Here is a 19,748-nt window from a genome sequence, read left to right on the forward strand (position 1 = left end):
TGCATCACCTGATCCTCCTTGCAGCCTCTGCAAGGGTATCGGTCTTCATAACACTCTTATCAGCCAGGAACTGTGATATGAATCTGAGTTTATCTTCTGATATCTTAACTGGTTTCTTTAGCACCCTCCCTGCGTCGAAATCAACCTCTCCCACATCGTTGGGGTGTATGGTTCCGGGTTCACCGAAGAGTGCGTAGAGGGGGCAGAAGTCGTGACAGTAGTAACAGTGAACGCATTTTTCACTGTTCAGTACCGGTAACTGTTTCTTCACGAGACCCTCAATTATCTCAACGGGTTCATCCAGGTCCCTCATCTCAATGGCCCCTGTGGGGCAGGCGTTGGAGCACCCTGCGCATCCTATGCATGAGACCTCGGCGACCTTGGGTTCGGGTTCCACCCTCCCCTCAAGGATCCTCCTTCGCAGTTCCATATCTGTCACACGGTCCGCTGCAAGGAATATCCTCTTCAGGTTGGTGTAGGATCCCTCCAGCATTATCCTTAGAAGATTCTTCACGTGATCCACCATCCATTAATCTGATGCAAATTCCCTCTCAAATATGACAGCCCTGGCAGGGCATATGTTGGAGCATGCACCACAGTGTATGCATTTATCATCATCAACTATCATCAATCCGCTTTCATCCCTTGATATGGCATCCTCTGGGCAAACATCCAGACAGAGGCCGCATCCTATGCAGAGTCTCGGGTCTATGAGGGTGAATCCGCCCTTTATACTTCTCTTCTTCATGGTTGTTCTGGGTATCGCATCGACAGGGCAGTGTATGCCACACTTCTCACACAGTATGCATCTGTCGGTGTCCACCTCTATGGACCCTCTGCGGAGGGTTATGGCATCCACAGGACATAACTCGGAGCATATACCACATGATATGCAGTCTTCTGAGACTGATCCATCCCATCTGACCGTCTGGAAGCTCCTTGCCTCACTAACATCACAGACATTAACGCACCGGCCACATGAAACACAGTAACCCCTGAGCTCCCCATCAACCATCCGCAGTGTGCCCACAGGGCATGCCTCGATGCATGGTGTCTCATCACAGTCCCTGCAGAGTGTCGGGTCATATCTTAGTTTGCCATCAACCATCCTTAGGGCGCCCCTTTCACAGGACTCCGCGCAGAGGCCGCAGTTGAGGCAGGACACTATGCTGCCCTCACCCCTGTCCTCTGCTCTCCTTATTTTCACCTTGAAGTCGTCAATGTATATTGCATTGCTGGGGCATTCCCTCATGCATTTGAGGCAGAGGGTGCATTTTTCAGGGTCGATTTCGAGGTCCTCTATTGCACCGACCGGACAGACATCCTCACAGACACGGCACTCCGTACATACGCCCTCCCCGGTATCAACGATAATGGCGCCGGTGGGGCAGTAGTACTGGCACCTCCTGCAGAGGGTGCATCTATCTGTGTCGGTGACCACGTTGACCCTGGTGGCCTCATGACTCCTGGGAGTCCTCTTCACCGGTGGCTTCACTGCAAGGTTCAGTGATTCGAGGAATCGAAGCTGTCTGTCCTCTATGAGGTCAAAGGCGTCCACCCTTGCACCGAGGGGACATGCATCCACGCAGAGACCGCACCTTGCGCATATGCCCTTAACAACACCATCCTCTATCTTTATACTGTTAACAGGGCAGGTCATCTCACATACACCGCAGGCATTGCACTTGGCCCTGTCAACAACGTATCCACCGTACCTGTTCCTGCGTATTGCCTTGTTGGGGCAGGCCTCCATGCAGGCGCCGCAGGTTATGCAGCTGAAGGCCCTGCCATCGATCATCCTTATGGCTTCTGTAGGGCATGCCTTAACACATTCCCCGAGTCCCTCACATTTTCCTGTTGATATGAACATGATCATAACCCCATGAGATTATCCGCGTCCAAATAATATCCTGCCTGCCATTATACCCGCTGCTGCAGCCACAAATCCCGTGGCGATGGGTAGGTCCGTGTAGTAAGGGAATGGACCAAGGTTCCAGGCCACGAGGATGAGGGCCAGGATCAACACTATGTAGGATGACGGCGGGAAAGTGTCATCCCTTACCCTGCTTCCGAGTATGAATCCCAGTATGAATCCAAAGATTATTGGTCCTGCAAACATTTCTCAACTCCCCTCTATTCGGTGACCTCTTCACCCCTGAACTCCATGAAGGTTATAACAATTGCACTGAGACCCACCATGACCTTCAGGCCCACCACGATGTTCAGGTAGGGTATTATACCTGCATCTGTGGGGTCGGGATAGTTGAAGAACCCGCTGACGGCATGAGATACTCCGTACAGGTCAACTCCCAGGTTGTAGAGGAAGAAGCCTGAGAATAAGAGACCGCAGAGCCCAAGACCAACATATCCGAGGGCTACTATGCTCTCCATTGCAGACATGAATTCATGGGAAAACTGGAAGGGGCTCCTTTCAATTCCATAGACAACTGCACAGAATATGAACCCTGCTGCAACCATGGCACCGCCCTGGAATCCTCCGCCGGGTGTTATGTGCCCTCCCAGTACTGTGAGGATTCCCAGACACATTATGAATATGGCTGCAGGGAATGCGAATATCTTAAGTATGGTACTCATCTCTCCTTCCCTCCCTTATCTGAACTCCCAATCTGAACCTTACCCCTTCCAAAGACCAGAAGGGTTACCAGTACCGCCGTGACGAGTATAAGGGCCTCCCCCAGGGTATCGTAGGCCCTCCAGTCAAACACCACAACGGTGACCATGTTGGGGGCTATCTTTGTCCCAATGTAGTTGTATATGATGCTTATGCCAGGGTTTATCATCCCGCTAAGGTCTATTATGGCGTCGAAGAGTGTGACTCCAAAGAGTCCGAGTGCCACTGTAGCCATTAGACCCCTCAGTGATTCAGACACCGGCACCACCCCAGTAGAATATGGATACCAGTATTCCCAGTGTCAGGAGTACGTAGAACATCATTGTGCTGAAACCATCCCCCTGTTCGGTCCTGAGCCTCGCCGACACTGGAAACGATGTCAGCAGAACCGCTGCAAGTAAGAGAACCGCGATGACCATGAGGATGAAGTTCAGCTTCCTGAGCATCACCGCGGCTATGAGGACCGCTGAGATGAATGTTATCTCGGCTGTGAGGGCGGCTGAGACTGAGATGTTGCTCTCACCGTCCCCCCTCTCTCCTGTAACCTTCCTTATCCTGTTGATTATCTCATCATAGAAGTTCATTCCATCCCCTCTCATATTATAAGACCCTGTATGAGTGCCGTGAACTGTGAGGTTGCAAGCCATGGTGCGATTCCAAGGACGGTGCAGATTATGATGAGCACCACCATTGAGAAGACCGTTGACCTGGGCACGGACCTGGATTCCAGCTCCATCCCCCTGGGCTCCGGTTTGAGGTAAACCGAATAGAAGGCTCTCATGAATGTCATGAAGGTTACTATGCTGAGGAGTATCATGAGGATACCGAGCTCAGGGACCCCTGCCTGAATCGCTGCCTGGATCAGGCGCAGTTTGCTCTGGAATACATTGAATGGTGGCACCCCTGCCATTATGAACCCTGAAAGCATCACAAGACCTGCAAGTCCTGGCTTATATGCCAGGAGACCTCCCATGGCCTCCGGGTCTGTTTTACCCGTCATGTAGAATATGGTTCCAAAGCCCAAGAATATGCATGCCGTTATCAGGGCCTCGTTCACTGCCTGGAATAGTCCGGCTGATATGCTGGCGGCTGTTCCAAGGCCAAGGCCTATCCCTATGTATCCCAGCTCCCCCACTGCAAGGAAACCTATCATCCTCCTCAGATCGGTCTGCATGAGTGCCATGCTTATACCCAGGACCATCCCCGCCAGGGAGAAGAACACCATCACCCACCTCACGAGGGGGACATGGTAGAACATTCTGAGTATCACAATGGCCAGGGCCGTGAATGTGAACACAGAGAAGGCCTGGAGGAGTGCTGATCCATGTGGGAGGGCCTTGCTGTAGATGGCAGATTTTATTGTGTGGAAGGGTGGCAATCCTGTCCCGTAGAGCCACCCGAAGATTAGCAGTGCTGATGCCAGGAGGAACAGTGGACTTCCCGGGTTAACGAGACCGCTCCTCATTGAGTACACAATATCAGATATGTTCACGTTACCTGTCAGAGCCAGAAGGATGCCCACACCCAGCAGCAGCATGGGGACCGCAACCCCACCTATCATCATGTACTTGAGGGCGGTTTCATAGTTACGCTCCACCCCCGAGCAGAGGACCACACCCACCTGTGCCAGGGCCGCTATCTCAAAGAAGACATAAAGGTTGAATATGTCGTCCGTGAGGACTATTGCTGTGACAGCGGCGGTCCCCATGAACATGAGGAATGCGTAGACACCTGATGGCCTTCTTACCTCATTGAGGGAGGTTAGAACCGCCAGGAATGTCACCAGTGAGAGTATCAGGAGAAATATCCTCTGGGCACTTCCAAACACATAGGTTATCGCCGGGTGGAATGAGTACAGATAGGACGATTTTATGGAAGCCGGCAGCCCCGCTGCAATCGTTGAATTCTCAGATAGAGGCGCGTATCCTCCAAAATAATGGACGCCGTATCCTGCAAGTAGCGGTATTATGGGAAGAAGGATCGCCACTGCAACTGCCAGTGCCTTTACAGTCCTGTCCCTTCCATGCAGGAGGTTCAGGAGAAGTGCGCATAGAATCGGTAAAACCACCATGACCGGTATGAGTGGATTCATAATTCCTCACCTGTTAGATTCCTCATTTTATCACTCTTCAAGCACCTTGGATGCGCTGATGGTGCCGTGTTTATGGTACAGTACTATTATTATTCCGAGCATGACAGCCAGGGTGCTGGCCCCTATGACTATGCTGGTGAGCACCAGTGCAAAGGGGAGGGGGTAGGCTGCGTTCTGGGCAAACCATGACCCCGACATTCCCGGCAGATATATGTAGACTATCCCCCCTGGTTTATATCCGAGGGTCACAAGGAAGAGGTTAACACCGTCGGCTATGAAGGAGAGGGCTATAACCTTCTTTATGAGGTTGTCTATGAAGATCACCGCAACGGCGCCTATGACCATGAGGCTTCCTGCCGTCAGGAGTGATGCCAGCTGTAGGGATATCATCATTCTTCCTCCATTCTCATTGTCTTGTAGGCTGCAAGGGCAAAGAATACCGGTATTATCGCTGACCCGACTATTGCCTGTGTCAGGGCAACGTCAGGTGCAAGGAGTAACTGGTAGAGGGCGGCTATTGCTGCCCCCGGGACCCCTGTGAGTATGGCTGCCTTGAGGAGGTCCCTCTGGACAAGGGCCAGTACCGCTCCGAGTATGGCTATGATCATTATCACGTACTCAATCATCTAATCTCCCTCCCCGTAGTGGTGGGCGTTGGCTATTGCATGGGACACGAAGGGTGCCAGTATGAAGTAGGTGGCTGCCAGTAGTGGCTCGCCGAGTGCAAGAAGGGCGAGTATGCATGCCACGTCAGCTATTCCCAGGATATGGATCCTGGCATACAGGACACGCTCGACGTTATCCCTGAACCTGAGTATCCCCAGGGCTGCTAGTATCACGAGTATGGATGATATGAAGAGAACCGCTGATTTCATGATTATCAGATACATTCTATCAACCCCTCAGAACCCTTGCAAATGCTATTGTGCCGACAGGTCCAAGGAGGACCAGGGCGTAGGCTATGTCACGGCAGAATCCGATGCCATACATCCTGTTTATGAGTATGAGTATGGTTGCGATGGCGATGTTCAGACCTGATATCCCCACAAGACCCATCCGTATATTTCTGCGTGTTGCTATCCTCACAGCTGCAATGCTGAACACTGCAAGGGATGCGAGAAGAGTGTATTCTGCGATTATCAGTATATCCATCATGACCCTCCCCTACTCAAGCATCCCCTTTATGTAGGGCTCAAAGGGTATTATGTCCTCCCTTTCCCGCGGATAGATGGCTGCAACCTTCAGGATTCTGTTTTCAGAATCCAGGTCGATGGAAAGGGTTCCCGGTGTGAGTGTTATGCTGTTTGCAAGTATTGTCTGGGACACTGGCCTTGTGAGCTCCGTCTCTATCTCAACTATTACAGGCTTTACATTTCCATTCAGGGTTCTTGCTGCCACATCAACTGTTGCCTTGAGTATCTCATATATAAGGACCAGGAAGTAGACGATGCCGTACAGAATCCTCATGATAAACATTTTATAGCTCCCTTCTCTTTAGTACCAATAATTAACATGATTATTTATGATAATATAAAGTTTTCTATATAAATCGTAATAAAATAGGGGATCCGATGATTAAACACTTGAAGGGGAAGAGGCTGCCGTAATAACCCCATGAGTCCTTTACAAAAGGCCTGAAAGAGAGTAAATCACCAGTATTGCCCATAGAACAAGGACCAGGAGCCCGAAACCCCTGCGGAATGTCCTGCCGGATATGGGCCTCATGAAGCGAACCCCTGAAGGTGTGAAGGAGTCAAGGGCATCATGACTTATGAACCCAAGGAGCAGTGGCCCCATTATTGTGTACAGGTTCATGACAGGAAAGTCTGTGAGAAAAACCCCCAGCAGTGTCAGCAGCACAAAGGGCAGGACCAGCACCCTGTTTAGGATTATGAATCCAAGGACCGTGAGGATAACCACAAGGGATGCCTTCCCATCAAGACCCAGCGATCTCAGAAGGAAGAACGATGCCAGTACAAAGACCGTCAGACATGCTGAGAGTATAAAAGCGCCGATAAGAGAATGTGTGAAGCCCCTGTGCCTCGAAAGGTAGAATATCATGGCCAGGTCCATCAGGGCTATTCCAGCAAGGTATGGGAGCCCCAGGATGTAGAACACGAGAAATATCACAAGTCCAAGGAGGAATATGGTTGAAACACTGCCAGAGTTAACCTCATGGTCCATATCAGGTATCATGGCCCCTATAAGTGCCAGTGCGACCGGTAAAACAGCCTGAAACACGGGAATGGCCATTATAATTGAAAGTAGAGCATGCTTCCGATAAGAGGACAATTATAAACCTCCGCAGGCATCAATTAACCTCAAGTCAGAATACAGCATCAAAACCCTGGAATCCCAGAAATTTAACCTCAAAGTCATTGGCGCCGGCCTTACTGGTGAGCAACATCGCTGCAGCGACTCAGAGAAATTTAACCTCAAAGACATTCAGGCACCTCCACCAGGATCCCCATGTACTCCAGGAATAGCCTCATCTGGAGGAGGGACCTCTCATGACTGCCCTTCCTCACTGTTCCATTCTCAGATACAACCTCACATGTGACAGATGGTATACCTGCAAGGTTGCATTCATCCTCCAGGGCGCCAATGTAACTGGAGGATGCCCTCCCATAGCAAAGGAACCTGGATGAGGTCCTTGAAGTTATGTAACGGGCTATCTCAACACTCTCTGGTTCAGGTTCCTCTGAGCAGAAAACCCCCTCAACACCGGGTCTGCTCCCGGGTGCAGTTGAATGAAAGTCAGCCACGGCATCAACCCCGAGCCCAATCGCCCTCCTGAATATGGCATTTGTAACCGAGCCAGGGGTGCCGGCTGAACGGTTAAGGTCACGGCCCCTGCACCAGCGAATGTTCCTCATGGTGGCCCATGGGGCAGCGATGGGTATAAGATGGACCGTTCCAGAGGGATCAGATGCTGCAAGGGACTCGATGAGGTACATGGCTGCTAACTGTGGGGGTATCTCGTTTCCATGGACCCCGGCCACAACCATGACAGATGGCCTTCCAGAGCCCAGACTGAACATCACAGTCCCCTTCCGGCAGTATTCTGCAATGGCCAGAGGATACCCATCACGTATATATGGCTTTAATGCAGGGTTCCTGGTAATATCCCCTCCAGAACCATCATGTATCAGTGAAACCTCAATCGAATCCTCACTTACAAACATCGGGGTCACCTGAATTGCTGGCCCACTTCCGGAAAAATCCGTATACCTGCGGCAGGTGGGACATACACTTATAACTTATCCCATATTAATATCTATAGTGCTGTAATAAAAACATGAGCGTATCAGAATGATTCCATTTATAAGTTGAAGGTGATTGCTGTGGATAAAGTGGTTCTTGCTTTCAGTGGAGGCCTTGACACATCAGTATGTATCAAACTCCTCGAGGAAAAGTATAACATGGAGGTAATAACGGCCTGTGTGGATGTTGGTCAGCCGCGGGATGAAATTGAAAGACCGGCCATGGTTGCCAAGGAACTCGGAAACTACAGACACTACACAGTAGATGCAAGGCGGGAGTTCGCAGAGGACTACATATTTCCAGCCATAAAGGCCAATGCGGTTTACGAGGGTTACCCCCTCAGCACCGCCCTTGCAAGGCCCTTGATAGCTAAAAAGATAGTTGAAGTGGCCGAGAAGGAGGGTGCATCTGCCATAGCCCATGGATGCACCGGTAAGGGTAACGACCAGTTCCGTTTCGAGGCCGTTATAAGGTCAACGACGGACCTGGATGTCATCGCCCCCATAAGGGACCTCAACCTCACAAGGACAGAGGAGATGGAGTACGCCAGGTCCTGTGGGATACCGCTCCCCTCAGACAAGCTCTACAGTATCGATGAGAACCTCTGGGGACGTGCAATAGAGGGGGACATCCTTGAAGACCCCATGGTTGAGCCCCCTGAGGATGCCTTTGAATGGACAAAGCCCATCCACGAGACCCCTGAGGATCCTGAGGTCATTGAAATCGGTTTCCACGGCGGGGTCCCGGTTGCATTGAATGGTGAGGAACTGGAGCCAGTTGAACTCATAGGCCTTGCAAATGAGGTGGCAGGAAAACACGGTATCGGTAGGGTTGACATAATGGAGGACCGTATAATAGGTATGAAAAGCCGCGAAATCTATGAGACACCTGCAGCCTTCCTGCTCCTGGAGGCCCACAGGGGCCTGGAGCAGCTCACACTCACAAGGAGTGAGCTCAGGTTTGCTGACATAATAAGCAGCACCTATGCTGAACTGGTGTACAGTGGGCTGTGGCATGACCCCCTCCGTGAGGACCTTGACATGGCAGTAAACCACATGCAGAGGCGTGTCACCGGTACAGTCAGGGTTAAACTCCACAGGGGCAGCATGCGCGTCATTGGAAGGGAGTCACCCTACAGCCTGTACAGTGAGGAGATAGTTTCATTTGAGGATAAAACCCTCGATCAGAGGGAGATGGCCGGGATGGTCAAAAACTATGCCCTCCAGGCTGCGATATACAGCAGGGTGTGCAGGAAGGAGAACTGATGGAAGGTCTCTCATTCCTCATACTCATTGTAATCGCCACTTTCATAGTTGCGGGGGGCCTGGCATCCCTGCGTATACTCATGGGTTTTGGTAAGAAGATCCTCACGGTTGCAGGGAACATGGTGGCCGGCCTCATCCTTCTGCTTGCCGTGAACATACTGCCCTTCATAAACATCCCCATAAATCCCCTCACGGTCCTTGTGGCGGGCTTCGGGGGGATAACCGGGGTAGGTATACTCCTTATAGGCAGTATAATTGGACTGGTATAGCCAGGCATCAGATCATGACTTAAACCACCAATTTTTTAATTTGAGGTCATGGAGCATCACAGCACAGATGGGCGCCTCAAAAACCATAAAAACCTGGATCCATCACAGAGGGGATCATATCAACCATATCAGATGCTGTGAAGCCATTACCATGCCTTTCCATTGCCAGCTCCCCTGCCATCCCGTTGATGAATGCTGCTAGTGAAGCGGAATCAAAGGATGATAGGCCCAGGGCGCGCAAACCAGCTGTTAAACCTGCAAGGGCGTCCCCTGTACCTCCAACAGTCATTCCAGGACACCCTGTTTTGTTCAGACGTAACCTGTCCCCCTGGAATATCATGTCAATCCTTCCCTTCAGCAGGACAGTCCCCCTTATCCTCGAGGAGATTGACTGGAATGCAGATACACTTTCCCTGAAATCATTAAATATCATGGATTTCAGCTTAAAGAAGCTGCTGAACTCGGCCATGTGGGGTGTCACAGTCAGTTCCCTGTATTCACTGACATCAGAGTAATCCATGAGCCTCAGTGCATCTGCATCGAGTACAATGGGTTTTTCCATTTCATGGAGGTCCTCAATGGCCCTCATGAATGTCCTGGCCGTTGACGTCTCCCTGCCTGCACCACAGCCCATCAGGACTGAATCGGCTTTTTCTGCAAGTTCAAGGATTTCATCCAGGGACTCCATTCCAATGTATCCCCCCTCAAGTTCCCTGACTATCAGGTCAGGTGAGAGTGATCTGATGGCCCTGGCAGCGCTCCCTGGAGCTGCCACCATTACAATGTCTGCCCCTGCCCGGAGTGCGGCCTTTGCTGCTATTGCCGGTGCCCCTGAGTACTGTCTGCTCCCTCCGATTATGAGAACCCTTCCATTTTCGCCCTTATGGCTTCCAGGCCTCCTTGAGGGTATCCTCAGGAGATCACCCGGGCCCATGAATATCTCTGCAGCTGGGGGTATTCCTATGTCCCTCACCACGATCTCCCCTGTAACTGCAGGGTCCGCAAGCTTAAGGCCGTCCTTCATCCGGTGGAAGGTCACTGTCAGGTCCGCGGAGACTGCTATATCCTCAACTGCACCGGTTTCAGGGTTCAAACCACTCGGTATATCCACGGATACCCTGAAGGCTTCTGAACGGTTTATTATTTCAATGGCTGACCTTGAAGGTTCTCTGATAGATCCACGCACACCCGTCCCCAGTATGGCGTCAACCACCACATCAGCATCCGTTGGTTTTATTTCCGATGAATCTCTTACAAAATCCACACTGAATCCTCCAGGGTGGGGCTGCATTGCCCCAAGGACCCCCCAGTTTACCAGGGCCTCCTCTGAGCCTATCCTTTCAGGGTGGCCTAGGAGGTGGACCTCAACTTCAAAGCCCATATTAAGGAGGTGCCTTGCTGCCACGAATCCGTCCCCCCCGTTTCCTCCGGGACCACAGAATATGGCAACCCTCCCAGAATCCACTGCATTCCCTATCTCCTCTGCCACAGCTCTCCCTGCGTTCTCCATGAGGGATAACCTTGGAACACCCAGGTATTCCGCGTTAATGTCGGCTGCAGCCATATCAACCGGTTTCATTATGAAATCCTCCTTAGCAAGGATCAAACCTGGATATCCTTCACCGCACCTCATCATTTCGGCTTCTTTATTGAACCATGTCTATCAATACCAGAGAGAACCGTCTCTTCGGTTCAAAATGGCCTGTAATCTATTGAAGCCTGTTTATCAATACTGCAGTCATTCATTACATGCAGATTTCCATTGATACTGTGCGGATGGAATACTCCTAATTTATATTGTTGTCTGAAGATTAATAATATATATCAATATCAGAGCGAGGTTTCCCATGCCACCTCAAAGGAATCCAATGGAGACCATTCAGTATGTTCCCATCTCAATAATATACTACGCCCTCGCAGCACTGACAGCCCTCATAGTATATGGCATAGTGGGTTCAATCTACATAATGGGCCTTGACTTCTACAACGCAGTCTACTTCACCATTATAACCATTGCAACCGTGGTTACGGGGATATAATCCCTGTTAACATACCCCAGAAGATATTCTCCGTGACGCTGGCCCTTGGTGGTGTGGGGCTGATTGCATACGTTTTCAGCTTAACAGTTTCGGTGGTTACAATGACCCTGCAGGATACCATATCAGGCGCCCGGATACGCAGGTTGATGCAGTCAATGAACAACCACTTCATTCTCTGTGGTTTTGGCCGTGTCGGATCTGCTGTTTTTAAGGAGCTCCAGAAAAGGAACCAGAAGAGCATAATAATTGAAAAGGACCGTGAAATAGTTGAAAAGGAACTATGGGATGATCCCAATGTCCTTGCGATACCCGAAAGCGCCGCAGATGAGGAGACTCTCAGGGCGGCCGGTATAAAACGGGCCAGGGGGGTTATAATAACAACAGGCGACGACGTCGACAACCTCTTCATAACACTGACCTGCAGGGAGCTTAACCCTGACATATGGATCGTGACAAGAGCAAGCAAGAGGGAAAACATCAAAAGGCTGTACCGTGCAGGGGCCAACCGGGTTATCTCACCCGAAATCAGTGGGGGAGAGGATATTTACTTCGCAGCCATGGAACCAACAATGGTGAAGATAACCGTTAAGCACGATGTTGACGACATTGGAAGGGAGGCCAGAATAATACTGAAACATGGCTGCACACTGGAGGACATAGAGTACCACCTCCCTGAATTCAAGGAGCCCCTGGTGAGGAAGATCGGTGTGTCTGATGGCGGGGAACTTGAAAGGTTCCTGAAGATCCTTGAGAGGGACCCGGCCAGGAAGAGTTCCCTTAAAAGGATCTATGAATCCGTCAGCGGCATACATTCCCATTGGATATCCGGGCCTGACAGGGAGAGCATAGACGCTGTTATCGATGAACTCAAATCAGAGGGGATACTGCTTGGTGTGAACCTCAATGATGAGGAGATAAAGGAGGTTGCAAGGAAACACGGCCGTCTCGTTGAAATAATAATAAAGCCTGAGATGAGCATAGTTGAAAACCATGGGGTCGATGACATCAGGAGAGAGGCCGAGATCATAATAAACCATGGCTGCACCATTGAGGATATAGAGTACTATCTCCCGGGATTCTCAGAGCCCCTCAGAAGGAATGTTGGGGTTAGCTCCATGGAAGAAATCGACAGTTTCATGAAGACCCTCAAGAGTGAACCCCGTAAACTTGAATCCCTTGACAGGCTCTACACGCTTTCAGGTGGTGGAATACACTCCCACCGGATTTCAGGGCCCGACTCAAAGAGCCTTGAACTGGTTGAGAGAGAACTCAGGGAGGAGGGTTTCCTGATAGGGGTCAACCTGGAGCTCAGTGAAATCAAGTCAATAATACAGGAGTCAGGCCGTGTTGTTGAGATGCTGCTCAAACATGACCTTGGAAACATGGACGACAAGGAGATAATAATCCGGCGGGGCGGGCGTATCCTTGACTCAAAGCACTACCTCCCCGGAGTCAAGCAGGTCGTCACACGAAACCTCAACATCAGGAACATGGATGATCTAAAGAGGTGCATGGAGGAACTGGAAAACCCTGATGCCCGAAGGTCACTCAAGGCCCTCTACAGTATATCCCGGAATATACACTCCCACACAGTGGCTGCAGCCGACATTAAGATTATAATGAAAATTGAAGATGACCTCAGGAAAAGGGGTATACTCCTCGGTGTTAACCTCCGCGAGGACGAGATATGGGAAATAGTTGAAAGCGAAATGATGGAAAAATTCTGCATAGAATAAAAAAAGGTCAACCCTGATAGGATCAGGGCATGGATAAAAAAATCAGAAGAGGTCATGGAGTTTTATCTTGTAGGCTCCCAGGTTACCGCCATAGTTTCCTGCACTTATCTTTATTATGCCTGGAACCGTGCAGGCAGCCTTTATACCTTCCTTCATGGCCTCCCTTACGGCCTCTTCATCAACACCATCTATGACTATCTCGTAGACCCCGTTGACGTTCTCAGGTATCTGGGTGTCCTCAACTTCGTCCTTCAGGGTCACACACATCTTCTCATTGGTTGAGGCGTTGAGGAACTTGTACTTGTTTGAGCCGACCTTTGATCCTGAAGCAACCACTCCACCAGGGAATGGTGTTACAGTACCTTCAACTGCAGCTATGGCATCAACAGCTGCCTGTGCAGCCAGTAGCGCTGATGCCTGACTGTCACCCATTATGAAGAAGTTTCCGCCGGCAACTCCATCCTTTATTCCGAACTCGCTTTCAATCAGGAAGTCCCCTGACATTATTGGGATTGAGTGGATCTTTCTTCCATCAATTTCAAGTTCCTTCTCGTAGCCGTCACCGAAGAATTTTAGTTTGAATCCTATGTTGAGCTTCTCATCCTCATCATCCAGTGCATCGAAGACAGCGGTGGTTGGTGCTGTCAGTATACCCATCCCTATCCTTTCAAGGAGCTCATGGTCAAGGCTCTTCTTGGATGGGTTGCATATCATTATAATGTACCCTGGTCTTCCGTCAGGTGTCTCCTCAGGTGGAACATAGCAGTCGATGCCAGCCTCTGCAGGGCACCCTATAACTGAGGTACCGTAACCTGTTGCCTCGGTTGCTGCTATTTTGGCAAGTTTTTTTGTTGCTGCGGTTACAAGAACCCTTGAAACCTTTATGCCAAAGGCCTCTGCAAATGTGTCTTCTATTTCAACACCATTTATCTCCATAACTATCACCTAGTTGATTTACTGGGAGAATGTTTAATATATTTTTCTACTTTCAATTCAGCTTAGAAATAACTGTAAAACCATGAATCTGAGGGCCCCTAGGAATAATAAGAGGGTTATGCGCCGGGTGATAAACATATGGTTATTACAGCACCAGAGAACAAAAATATTTACTATACCCTCATCTCCCTCCAAGGATCCCAGGTCAACCTAAAACGCACCCAGAGAACAAAAATTATTTACTATAACCCTCCAGTAAAGAAACCTGTACTCCTTATTAGCTCTCCGCTCAGAGAATCTGCATCTGCAGACACTAAGACCCAATCACGTTAATTTTCCAGTAACCGGTGATGATCAGGGCTTCAGAACCCTCACCCTGAAGCAGGTGCCAGGGGATAGCTTATAGTCGACCCTTGCCTCTATCTGGTTGATGAGGTTTCTCACAAGCTGCAGTCCAAGTGAATCTGCTTCCTCGAAGTCGAAGCCCTCAGGAAAGCCCCTTCCATTGTCCCTCACCTCAAGCATGTAATGGTCCCCCTTATCCATGAAAACAGCCCTTATCCTGCCGTCCTGGTCTTCGGTGAATGCATGCCTGAAGCTGTTGGATAGAAGCTCCGAGAGAATTATCCCGAGTGGTACTGCAAGGTCCAGGCCCATATCCACATCCTCAAAGTACATCTCAAGCCTTACTCTCCCCGGCTCAGGGGAGTATGTGCTCAGGATACCTGACACAATGCTCCTGGCGTAGGCCCCGAAGTTTATGGTGTCAGAGGATCCCTCATATATCAGTTTCTCATAGGCTTTCCTTATGGACTTCAGACGGTTCTGGGTGTCCCTCAGAAGTTCATAGTCGTCCTTGTCCTTTATGTATGGAAACTGAAGGTTAACTATGCTGGTGATCAGCTGGAGGTTCCTATCTATCTGCCTGTAAAGACCGTTTATCGTGTTTTTGAGTTCATCTATTCTCTCTTCGAATTCTCCAACCTCTCTGAGCCTTTCTGATGCTTCCCTTGCAGTTAAAAGCACAAATAACTGGCCTGAAATCTCAAGGGGTCTGAGGTTGAGTTCAAGGGGCACCATCCTTCCAACTGAATCAATGAACTCAAAGAGGCCACTGCACCCACGCGGCTCTTCAGCCATTCTGTCAAGCAGAATCCTTAGCCTTGACTTCTGTATCAGCGGTACTGCCCGGAGGCTTGGAAGATACCTCCCCCTCAATTTATCGGGTTCATATCCAATCATATCCGCGAAGGACTGGCTTAAGTCAAGTATAAAGCCATTTATATCCTGGAGGATCCATGGATCGGAAGATTCAAGTATAAGATTGAGGTAATCTGGTGATGAACGTATCTCATCTACCAGTTTTTCATAAAATTTTTCATCATGAACCTTTTCGGTCAAAAAAACCTTTTCAAGCATTTTTATCCCCCTAACCTTAAGGTCATCTGGGTGTAATTTTCATCATAGCACAATAAATCATTTTCCATAATCAGTTTTAACGATATCATTTCACAGTTTATCCATAAGCTTCTCTGAAACAGACGATCCAAAGTAGGGTATGGCCGCCACACCCATGGCAGAGATCATCCAGAAGGATATGAGTCTCTCGACCACCGTTGCAGCTGCACTTACAGATGGCGAGACACCTGCATACGAGTAGAAAACAATCATTATGCCGTCAACAGCTCCAAGACCGCCCGGGAGCAGTGGTATCATCCCTATAAGGGTGGCGAGTATGAAAACCTCGGCGATTACAAGCAGTGATATGTCTGTTCCGAAGGCTGTGAAGATCAGGTAAACCCTTATGATCTCAAGGATCCAGATGAGGAATGATATAGGTATGCCATAAACCAGAACATTCTTTTCTTTCAGCATCATCCTCATCGTACTCTGGAATTCATGGAGAGCACTCCTTACTCTCCTCTCAAGCCTTTCATGGTTCTTCCTGTAGAACCTCTTTACAACTCCAAGTATCCATCCTGTTATCCTCTCACCAGCATCCCTGTCAACGGATACGTACAGGGCAAGGAAGAACGCCACCACAATGATGACCACAGAGGCTATCAGGGCAGCCAATATCCACCGGGAGAGATCAAAATATAACACGATGCCTATTATGGTGAGTACTGCCAGGAATATGAAGGGGAATGTGTCAAGGCCCCTGTCAGCTATCACGGTTGCAAAGGCTGACTCCATGGATGCCCTGGAATACTTTCCAAGCATGTAGGCCCTCACAGGTTCCCCTCCTCCCCTTGCACTCGGTGTGAGGTTGTTTATGGCCATGCCCACAAGGAGCATCGGGAAGAGGTGCCTCTTGCCAACATCTATTGAGACCGCCCTTGTTGTTATTGACCAGCGAAGGGTGAAAAGGGCGAGTATGATGAACTCCAGGACCACAGCCATGAGCACATACACTGGGTCCGCCTTTCTGAGGGCATCCTCAATCTCGCCGGGCCCTATTATCAGTATCATCGCTGCAAGGGCCACAACTCCTATTACTATTAAAATTGCTCCTTTATGCTTCATTTAAACCAACATAACATCTGATTCCTGAAATTGCTCCTTAAAGCAGCATGGCTCTGAACCGTTTTTCTGCCGCTCATAGACTTACAAACTCACATTTCATACTGTCCGTGTCAAGGAGGGCCAGTGTCCTCTCACCTGAGAGATAACCGCACAGTTCGCCGGGATTTACCGTCACGGTACCTGAATCTGAAAATTTCCTCTTATGTGTGTGCCCTGTCACAACAAGGTCATACCTCCCGGACCCAACCACACATTCAAGGATTTCCGGCTCGTGGCCATGGATAACAGCTATCCTGAGGTCGTCAAATCGGAGAGATTTGAAGTCGGAGAGCTCTGTCAGGTGACTGTAGGCCTTTCTCAGACCATCCCTTTCCCCGTCGTTGTTTCCGAATATCGCCTCGAACTTCATTTCAAGCTTCCCGAATTCTGGGGCTGTGAAGGGGGATATGAGGTCCCCTGCATGTATAACAAGGTCAACAGATTCCCGGTTGAGGTAATCAACCGCCCTCCCTATTGCCTCAAGATTATCATGTGAATCTGCTATCAGTCCGATCAAATAAACCACCCGGTGATAGTAGTTAATGGCTCCACATACATTTATATACTATGATGCTTAAGTTTATGTATGGGATGCATGATGGTCATTTGATTATTCTTACTGATTCTCGTTTGAATTTGGTTTGAATTAATTGCATGATTCTTGTGTGTCCCTACTTAAGGATGTGATGAATTGTTTGGAGATAACTACTATAGAAAGGAAACATACTCCACACCGGTGAATGTGGGTGAGGAGTACGAAGTTAAAATTGAAGACCTTGGCAGAGATGGTGATGGAATAGCCCGTGTCGAAGGTTTTGTTGTTTTTGTACCTGGTGCAGGTGTAGGCGACGAGGTCAAGATAAGGATAAGTGCAACCAGGCGCAAGTTTGCTTTCGCTGAAGTTGTAGAATAGATTAGGTTATGTATTTCTGGAGTAGACTCTTCTACTCATCGAAATTTATTTTTTGGTTCAGGTTCAGCGGTAGGATGAAGGTCCGCTGTTAAGCTATTTTCTTCCATAATAACACCAGCTGCTTTTAAACCCTCATTTAGATATTCCCCCATAAACAGCAGCATACAGACAGCTCAGACAGTATCCGTCAGATACCATTAATACAGCATATTCCAGCGGCCGCTCTAAAAACCTATATTGCAATATCCTGACGCTACTCAACTACTATCCACCCATAACCTGCCGCTCTAAAAATTTATATTGCAATGTTCCCATTCATATATTGGTACTTATGAGATACGTTGGAAAGCGGGACCTTTTTACAGTGGGCAAGTATCTTGGCACGATAATGCAGGGAGTGGGTTTTGTTGTTGCACTGCCAGTCTTCGTTGCCATCATCTACGGTGAGGGCAACCTGCAGAGTTTCATTATACCTGCATTCATTTCTCTGGGTGCAGGGACCGTCCTGAAGAGGTACCTGCCCGAGGAATGTTCAGTGCGCCTCAAGCACGGGATGATGGTTGCATGCCTGGCATGGCTATGGGCAGGGCTCATCGGGAGCCTCATAATGATATCTGCCCTCAACATTGACTTTACAAACGCATTCTTTGAGAACATGTCTGCATGGACAGGAAGCGGGCTCACCATATTCTCCAGTGTAGAATCCCTCCCTAAATCCATACTGTTTTTAAGAAGCCTTGAGCAGTGGATAGGGGGCCTTGGTGTGGTCATAGTTGTTATAGGAATACTCATAAGGCCCGGTACCGCTGCATCGCGTCTCTACAAGTCCGAGGCCAGGGATGAAAGAATAAAGCCCAGCATAGCAAATACAGTTAAGACCATCTGGTGGATCTACATAACCTACACCGTTCTCGGGATCGTCCTCTACGGCCTCACAGGGATGCCCCTCTTTGACGCCATCAACAATACCCTGACAAATCTGTCCACCGGTGGGATGTCAATTAAGAACATGAACATAGGATACTATCACAGCGCCGCCGTTTACCTTGTAACCATGCTCCTCATGATACTGGGAGGTACGAGTTTCCTTGTCCACTATCAGCTCATAAAGGGCAGGTTTTTCAGTGTGCTTCATGATATACAGTTACAGGCCACCGTGGTCTTTATAAGCATCTTCACCATCCTTGCAGTCTACGTCGGGGGTGTTGCCCCTCTGGAGTCCATCTACCATGTTATATCGGCACTGAGCTGTACCGGTTCAAGCATAAGTTCAACCCCCCAGATGGTGGCATGGCCGGCATACTTCAAGGTTTTGCTCATAACCTGTATGCTCATAGGAATGGCTGCCGGTTCAACCACCGGGGCCGTCAAGATAATCAGGGTGATAACCGTCCTCAAGGGGGTTTACTGGGAGATCATGCGAATACTCGCCCCTGAGGGATCAGTTATGCCAAGGAAGATATCAGGGAAGTCTGTGAGTGACACCGAGATAAGGGAGGCGGGTTCCTATATAAGCCTCTACTTTGTCCTTCTATTCTTCACATGGTCGGTCCTTGTGGTCTACGGTTATGACCCCCTAAATTCACTCTTTGAGGCCGCCTCTGCCCAGGGAAACGTGGGGCTCAGCATGGGTATAACCAGCTTCAATTTACCCGTCGTCCCGAAGATGGCCCTCATCCTGAGCATGTGGCTTGGAAGGCTTGAGATAATCCCTGTAATTGTGCTTATACGGGGCCTTGTGGAGGCATTCAAGGCAGGCTGATGCTCAACCCATAAAAAATGATCTGGAGTTACTGAAACCCTTATTATAAGTGGAAAAACCTTATTAATGATGAGGTTTAACACAAGTAAACACCACTTACATTGATACCGGTTACATTGATTTTTCCCTGAATCTAGAAGGTGTGGATATGTATGTTGTTATAATGGGTGGAGGACGAGTCGGCTTAACACTTGCAAACCTCCTCATATCAGACGGACATGACGTTACTCTCATAGAAAACGAGGAAACACTCTGTGCAAACGCGGCGGTTGAAC

26 protein-coding genes (1 of these 26 only partly in view) are annotated in these 19,748 nt (G+C 49.3%); 7 read left to right on the plus strand and 19 right to left on the minus strand.

All coding sequences use genetic code 11. The features are described from left to right. Window positions 1–4 precede the first annotated feature (4 nt). The 14 genes from MTH_RS05915 to MTH_RS05980 form a co-directional block, all read right to left on the minus strand. Window positions 5–514: a 4Fe-4S binding protein gene (locus tag MTH_RS05915; RefSeq protein ID WP_048061004.1), complete on the minus strand. Its 510-nt coding sequence runs from the start codon at window positions 512–514 to the stop codon at window positions 5–7. 15 nt (window positions 515–529) lie between these two features. Then, on the minus strand, window positions 530–1,870 hold the full coding sequence (locus tag MTH_RS05920; RefSeq protein WP_048061005.1) for a 4Fe-4S binding protein: 1,341 nt from the start codon (window positions 1,868–1,870) through the stop codon (window positions 530–532). 18 nt (window positions 1,871–1,888) lie between these two features. Then, window positions 1,889–2,119: a hypothetical protein gene (locus MTH_RS05925; protein WP_010876866.1), complete on the minus strand. Its 231-nt coding sequence runs from the start codon at window positions 2,117–2,119 to the stop codon at window positions 1,889–1,891. A 14-nt stretch (window positions 2,120–2,133) separates the two neighbouring features. Then, complete coding sequence (locus MTH_RS05930) at window positions 2,134–2,595, minus strand: MnhB domain-containing protein (protein ID WP_010876867.1); 462 nt, start codon at window positions 2,593–2,595, stop codon at window positions 2,134–2,136. Continuing rightward, window positions 2,592–2,891 (minus strand): hypothetical protein, encoded by a 300-nt coding sequence (locus tag MTH_RS05935; protein WP_048061006.1) that lies wholly within the window; start codon window positions 2,889–2,891, stop codon window positions 2,592–2,594. Before MTH_RS05935 ends, MTH_RS05930 begins: the two co-directional genes overlap by 4 nt. After that, window positions 2,884–3,216 carry a hypothetical protein gene (locus MTH_RS05940; RefSeq protein WP_010876869.1) on the minus strand — a complete coding sequence of 111 codons (333 nt, stop codon included), beginning with the start codon at window positions 3,214–3,216 and terminating at the stop codon, window positions 2,884–2,886. The genes MTH_RS05935 and MTH_RS05940 overlap by 8 nt, the downstream gene beginning before the upstream one ends. Before the next feature lie 11 nt (window positions 3,217–3,227). Beyond that, complete coding sequence (gene ehbF / locus MTH_RS05945) at window positions 3,228–4,724, minus strand: energy conserving hydrogenase EhbF (RefSeq protein ID WP_010876870.1); 1,497 nt, start codon at window positions 4,722–4,724, stop codon at window positions 3,228–3,230. Window positions 4,725–4,754: 30 nt separating this feature from the next. Beyond that, window positions 4,755–5,114: a cation:proton antiporter subunit C gene (locus MTH_RS05950; RefSeq protein WP_193330371.1), complete on the minus strand. Its 360-nt coding sequence runs from the start codon at window positions 5,112–5,114 to the stop codon at window positions 4,755–4,757. Beyond that, window positions 5,114–5,350 (minus strand): DUF4040 domain-containing protein, encoded by a 237-nt coding sequence (locus tag MTH_RS09850; RefSeq protein WP_010876872.1) that lies wholly within the window; start codon window positions 5,348–5,350, stop codon window positions 5,114–5,116. The genes MTH_RS05950 and MTH_RS09850 overlap by 1 nt, the downstream gene beginning before the upstream one ends. Further along, window positions 5,351–5,614 (minus strand): DUF2109 family protein, encoded by a 264-nt coding sequence (locus MTH_RS09855; RefSeq protein WP_010876873.1) that lies wholly within the window; start codon window positions 5,612–5,614, stop codon window positions 5,351–5,353. Window positions 5,615–5,618: 4 nt separating this feature from the next. Continuing rightward, entirely contained in the window at window positions 5,619–5,879 is a 261-nt protein-coding gene (locus MTH_RS05965; protein WP_010876874.1) for a monovalent cation/H+ antiporter complex subunit F, read from the minus strand. Between the two features lie 9 nt (window positions 5,880–5,888). Next, window positions 5,889–6,200, minus strand: a complete 312-nt coding sequence (locus tag MTH_RS05970) for a monovalent cation/H+ antiporter subunit E (RefSeq protein ID WP_010876875.1) — start codon at window positions 6,198–6,200, stop codon at window positions 5,889–5,891. 147 nt (window positions 6,201–6,347) lie between these two features. Beyond that, window positions 6,348–7,016 carry a metal-dependent hydrolase gene (locus MTH_RS05975; protein ID WP_010876876.1) on the minus strand — a complete coding sequence of 223 codons (669 nt, stop codon included), beginning with the start codon at window positions 7,014–7,016 and terminating at the stop codon, window positions 6,348–6,350. Window positions 7,017–7,159: 143 nt separating this feature from the next. Next, the gene (locus MTH_RS05980; protein WP_048061008.1) at window positions 7,160–7,909 is read right to left on the minus strand and encodes a succinylglutamate desuccinylase/aspartoacylase family protein; all 750 of its coding nucleotides are present in this window, start codon (window positions 7,907–7,909) and stop codon (window positions 7,160–7,162) included. A 159-nt stretch (window positions 7,910–8,068) separates the two neighbouring features. Between MTH_RS05980 and MTH_RS05985 the strand changes: the two genes are divergently transcribed. Both MTH_RS05985 and MTH_RS05990 read left to right on the plus strand, forming a co-directional pair. Continuing rightward, complete coding sequence (locus MTH_RS05985; protein ID WP_048061009.1) at window positions 8,069–9,253, plus strand: argininosuccinate synthase; 1,185 nt, start codon at window positions 8,069–8,071, stop codon at window positions 9,251–9,253. Next, the gene (locus MTH_RS05990; protein ID WP_010876879.1) at window positions 9,253–9,522 is read left to right on the plus strand and encodes a pro-sigmaK processing inhibitor BofA family protein; all 270 of its coding nucleotides are present in this window, start codon (window positions 9,253–9,255) and stop codon (window positions 9,520–9,522) included. The genes MTH_RS05985 and MTH_RS05990 overlap by 1 nt, the downstream gene beginning before the upstream one ends. A 76-nt stretch (window positions 9,523–9,598) precedes the next feature. Here the strand turns inward: MTH_RS05990 and MTH_RS05995 are convergent, their stop codons facing one another. Further along, entirely contained in the window at window positions 9,599–11,101 is a 1,503-nt protein-coding gene (locus MTH_RS05995; RefSeq protein WP_048061287.1) for a bifunctional ADP-dependent NAD(P)H-hydrate dehydratase/NAD(P)H-hydrate epimerase, read from the minus strand. A gap of 289 nt (window positions 11,102–11,390) precedes the next feature. Here MTH_RS05995 and MTH_RS10060 point away from each other — a divergent pair, with 289 nt between their 5' ends. After that, the gene (locus MTH_RS10060; RefSeq protein WP_238374183.1) at window positions 11,391–11,561 is read left to right on the plus strand and encodes a hypothetical protein; all 171 of its coding nucleotides are present in this window, start codon (window positions 11,391–11,393) and stop codon (window positions 11,559–11,561) included. A 101-nt stretch (window positions 11,562–11,662) separates the two neighbouring features. Next, the gene (locus MTH_RS06000) at window positions 11,663–13,297 is read left to right on the plus strand and encodes a 3H domain-containing protein (protein ID WP_238374184.1); all 1,635 of its coding nucleotides are present in this window, start codon (window positions 11,663–11,665) and stop codon (window positions 13,295–13,297) included. Window positions 13,298–13,339: 42 nt separating this feature from the next. Here MTH_RS06000 and fhcD read toward each other — a convergent pair whose 3' ends face one another. The 4 genes from fhcD to MTH_RS06025 all read right to left on the minus strand — a co-directional run bounded on the left by fhcD (window position 13,340) and on the right by MTH_RS06025 (window position 17,324). Further along, on the minus strand, window positions 13,340–14,233 hold the full coding sequence (gene fhcD / locus MTH_RS06005; RefSeq protein ID WP_048061010.1) for a formylmethanofuran--tetrahydromethanopterin N-formyltransferase: 894 nt from the start codon (window positions 14,231–14,233) through the stop codon (window positions 13,340–13,342). Window positions 14,234–14,587: 354 nt separating this feature from the next. After that, complete coding sequence (locus MTH_RS06015) at window positions 14,588–15,652, minus strand: sensor histidine kinase (RefSeq protein ID WP_010876884.1); 1,065 nt, start codon at window positions 15,650–15,652, stop codon at window positions 14,588–14,590. A 90-nt stretch (window positions 15,653–15,742) separates the two neighbouring features. Continuing rightward, window positions 15,743–16,759: a UPF0104 family protein gene (locus MTH_RS06020; protein ID WP_010876885.1), complete on the minus strand. Its 1,017-nt coding sequence runs from the start codon at window positions 16,757–16,759 to the stop codon at window positions 15,743–15,745. Between the two features lie 73 nt (window positions 16,760–16,832). After that, on the minus strand, window positions 16,833–17,324 hold the full coding sequence (locus tag MTH_RS06025) for a metallophosphoesterase (protein ID WP_010876886.1): 492 nt from the start codon (window positions 17,322–17,324) through the stop codon (window positions 16,833–16,835). Between the two features lie 165 nt (window positions 17,325–17,489). Between MTH_RS06025 and MTH_RS06030 the strand changes: the two genes are divergently transcribed. The 3 genes from MTH_RS06030 to MTH_RS06040 all read left to right on the plus strand — a co-directional run. After that, window positions 17,490–17,711, plus strand: coding sequence for a TRAM domain-containing protein (locus tag MTH_RS06030; RefSeq protein WP_010876887.1), 222 nt, complete (start codon window positions 17,490–17,492; stop codon window positions 17,709–17,711). A 331-nt stretch (window positions 17,712–18,042) separates the two neighbouring features. Then, a complete protein-coding gene (locus MTH_RS06035) occupies window positions 18,043–19,473 on the plus strand; it encodes a TrkH family potassium uptake protein (RefSeq protein WP_048061013.1) in 1,431 nt (476 codons plus the stop codon). A 148-nt stretch (window positions 19,474–19,621) separates the two neighbouring features. Continuing rightward, a protein-coding gene (locus MTH_RS06040; RefSeq protein WP_048061014.1) for a potassium channel family protein crosses the window boundary here: on the plus strand, window positions 19,622–19,748 show its 5' end (the start). It continues 524 nt past the right edge of the window; 127 of the gene's 651 nt are visible here — the first part of the coding sequence; it begins with the start codon at window positions 19,622–19,624; its stop codon lies off the right edge, out of view.

The sequence above is a fragment of the Methanothermobacter thermautotrophicus str. Delta H genome (assembly GCF_000008645.1).
GTDB classification, from domain to species: domain Archaea; phylum Methanobacteriota; class Methanobacteria; order Methanobacteriales; family Methanothermobacteraceae; genus Methanothermobacter; species Methanothermobacter thermautotrophicus.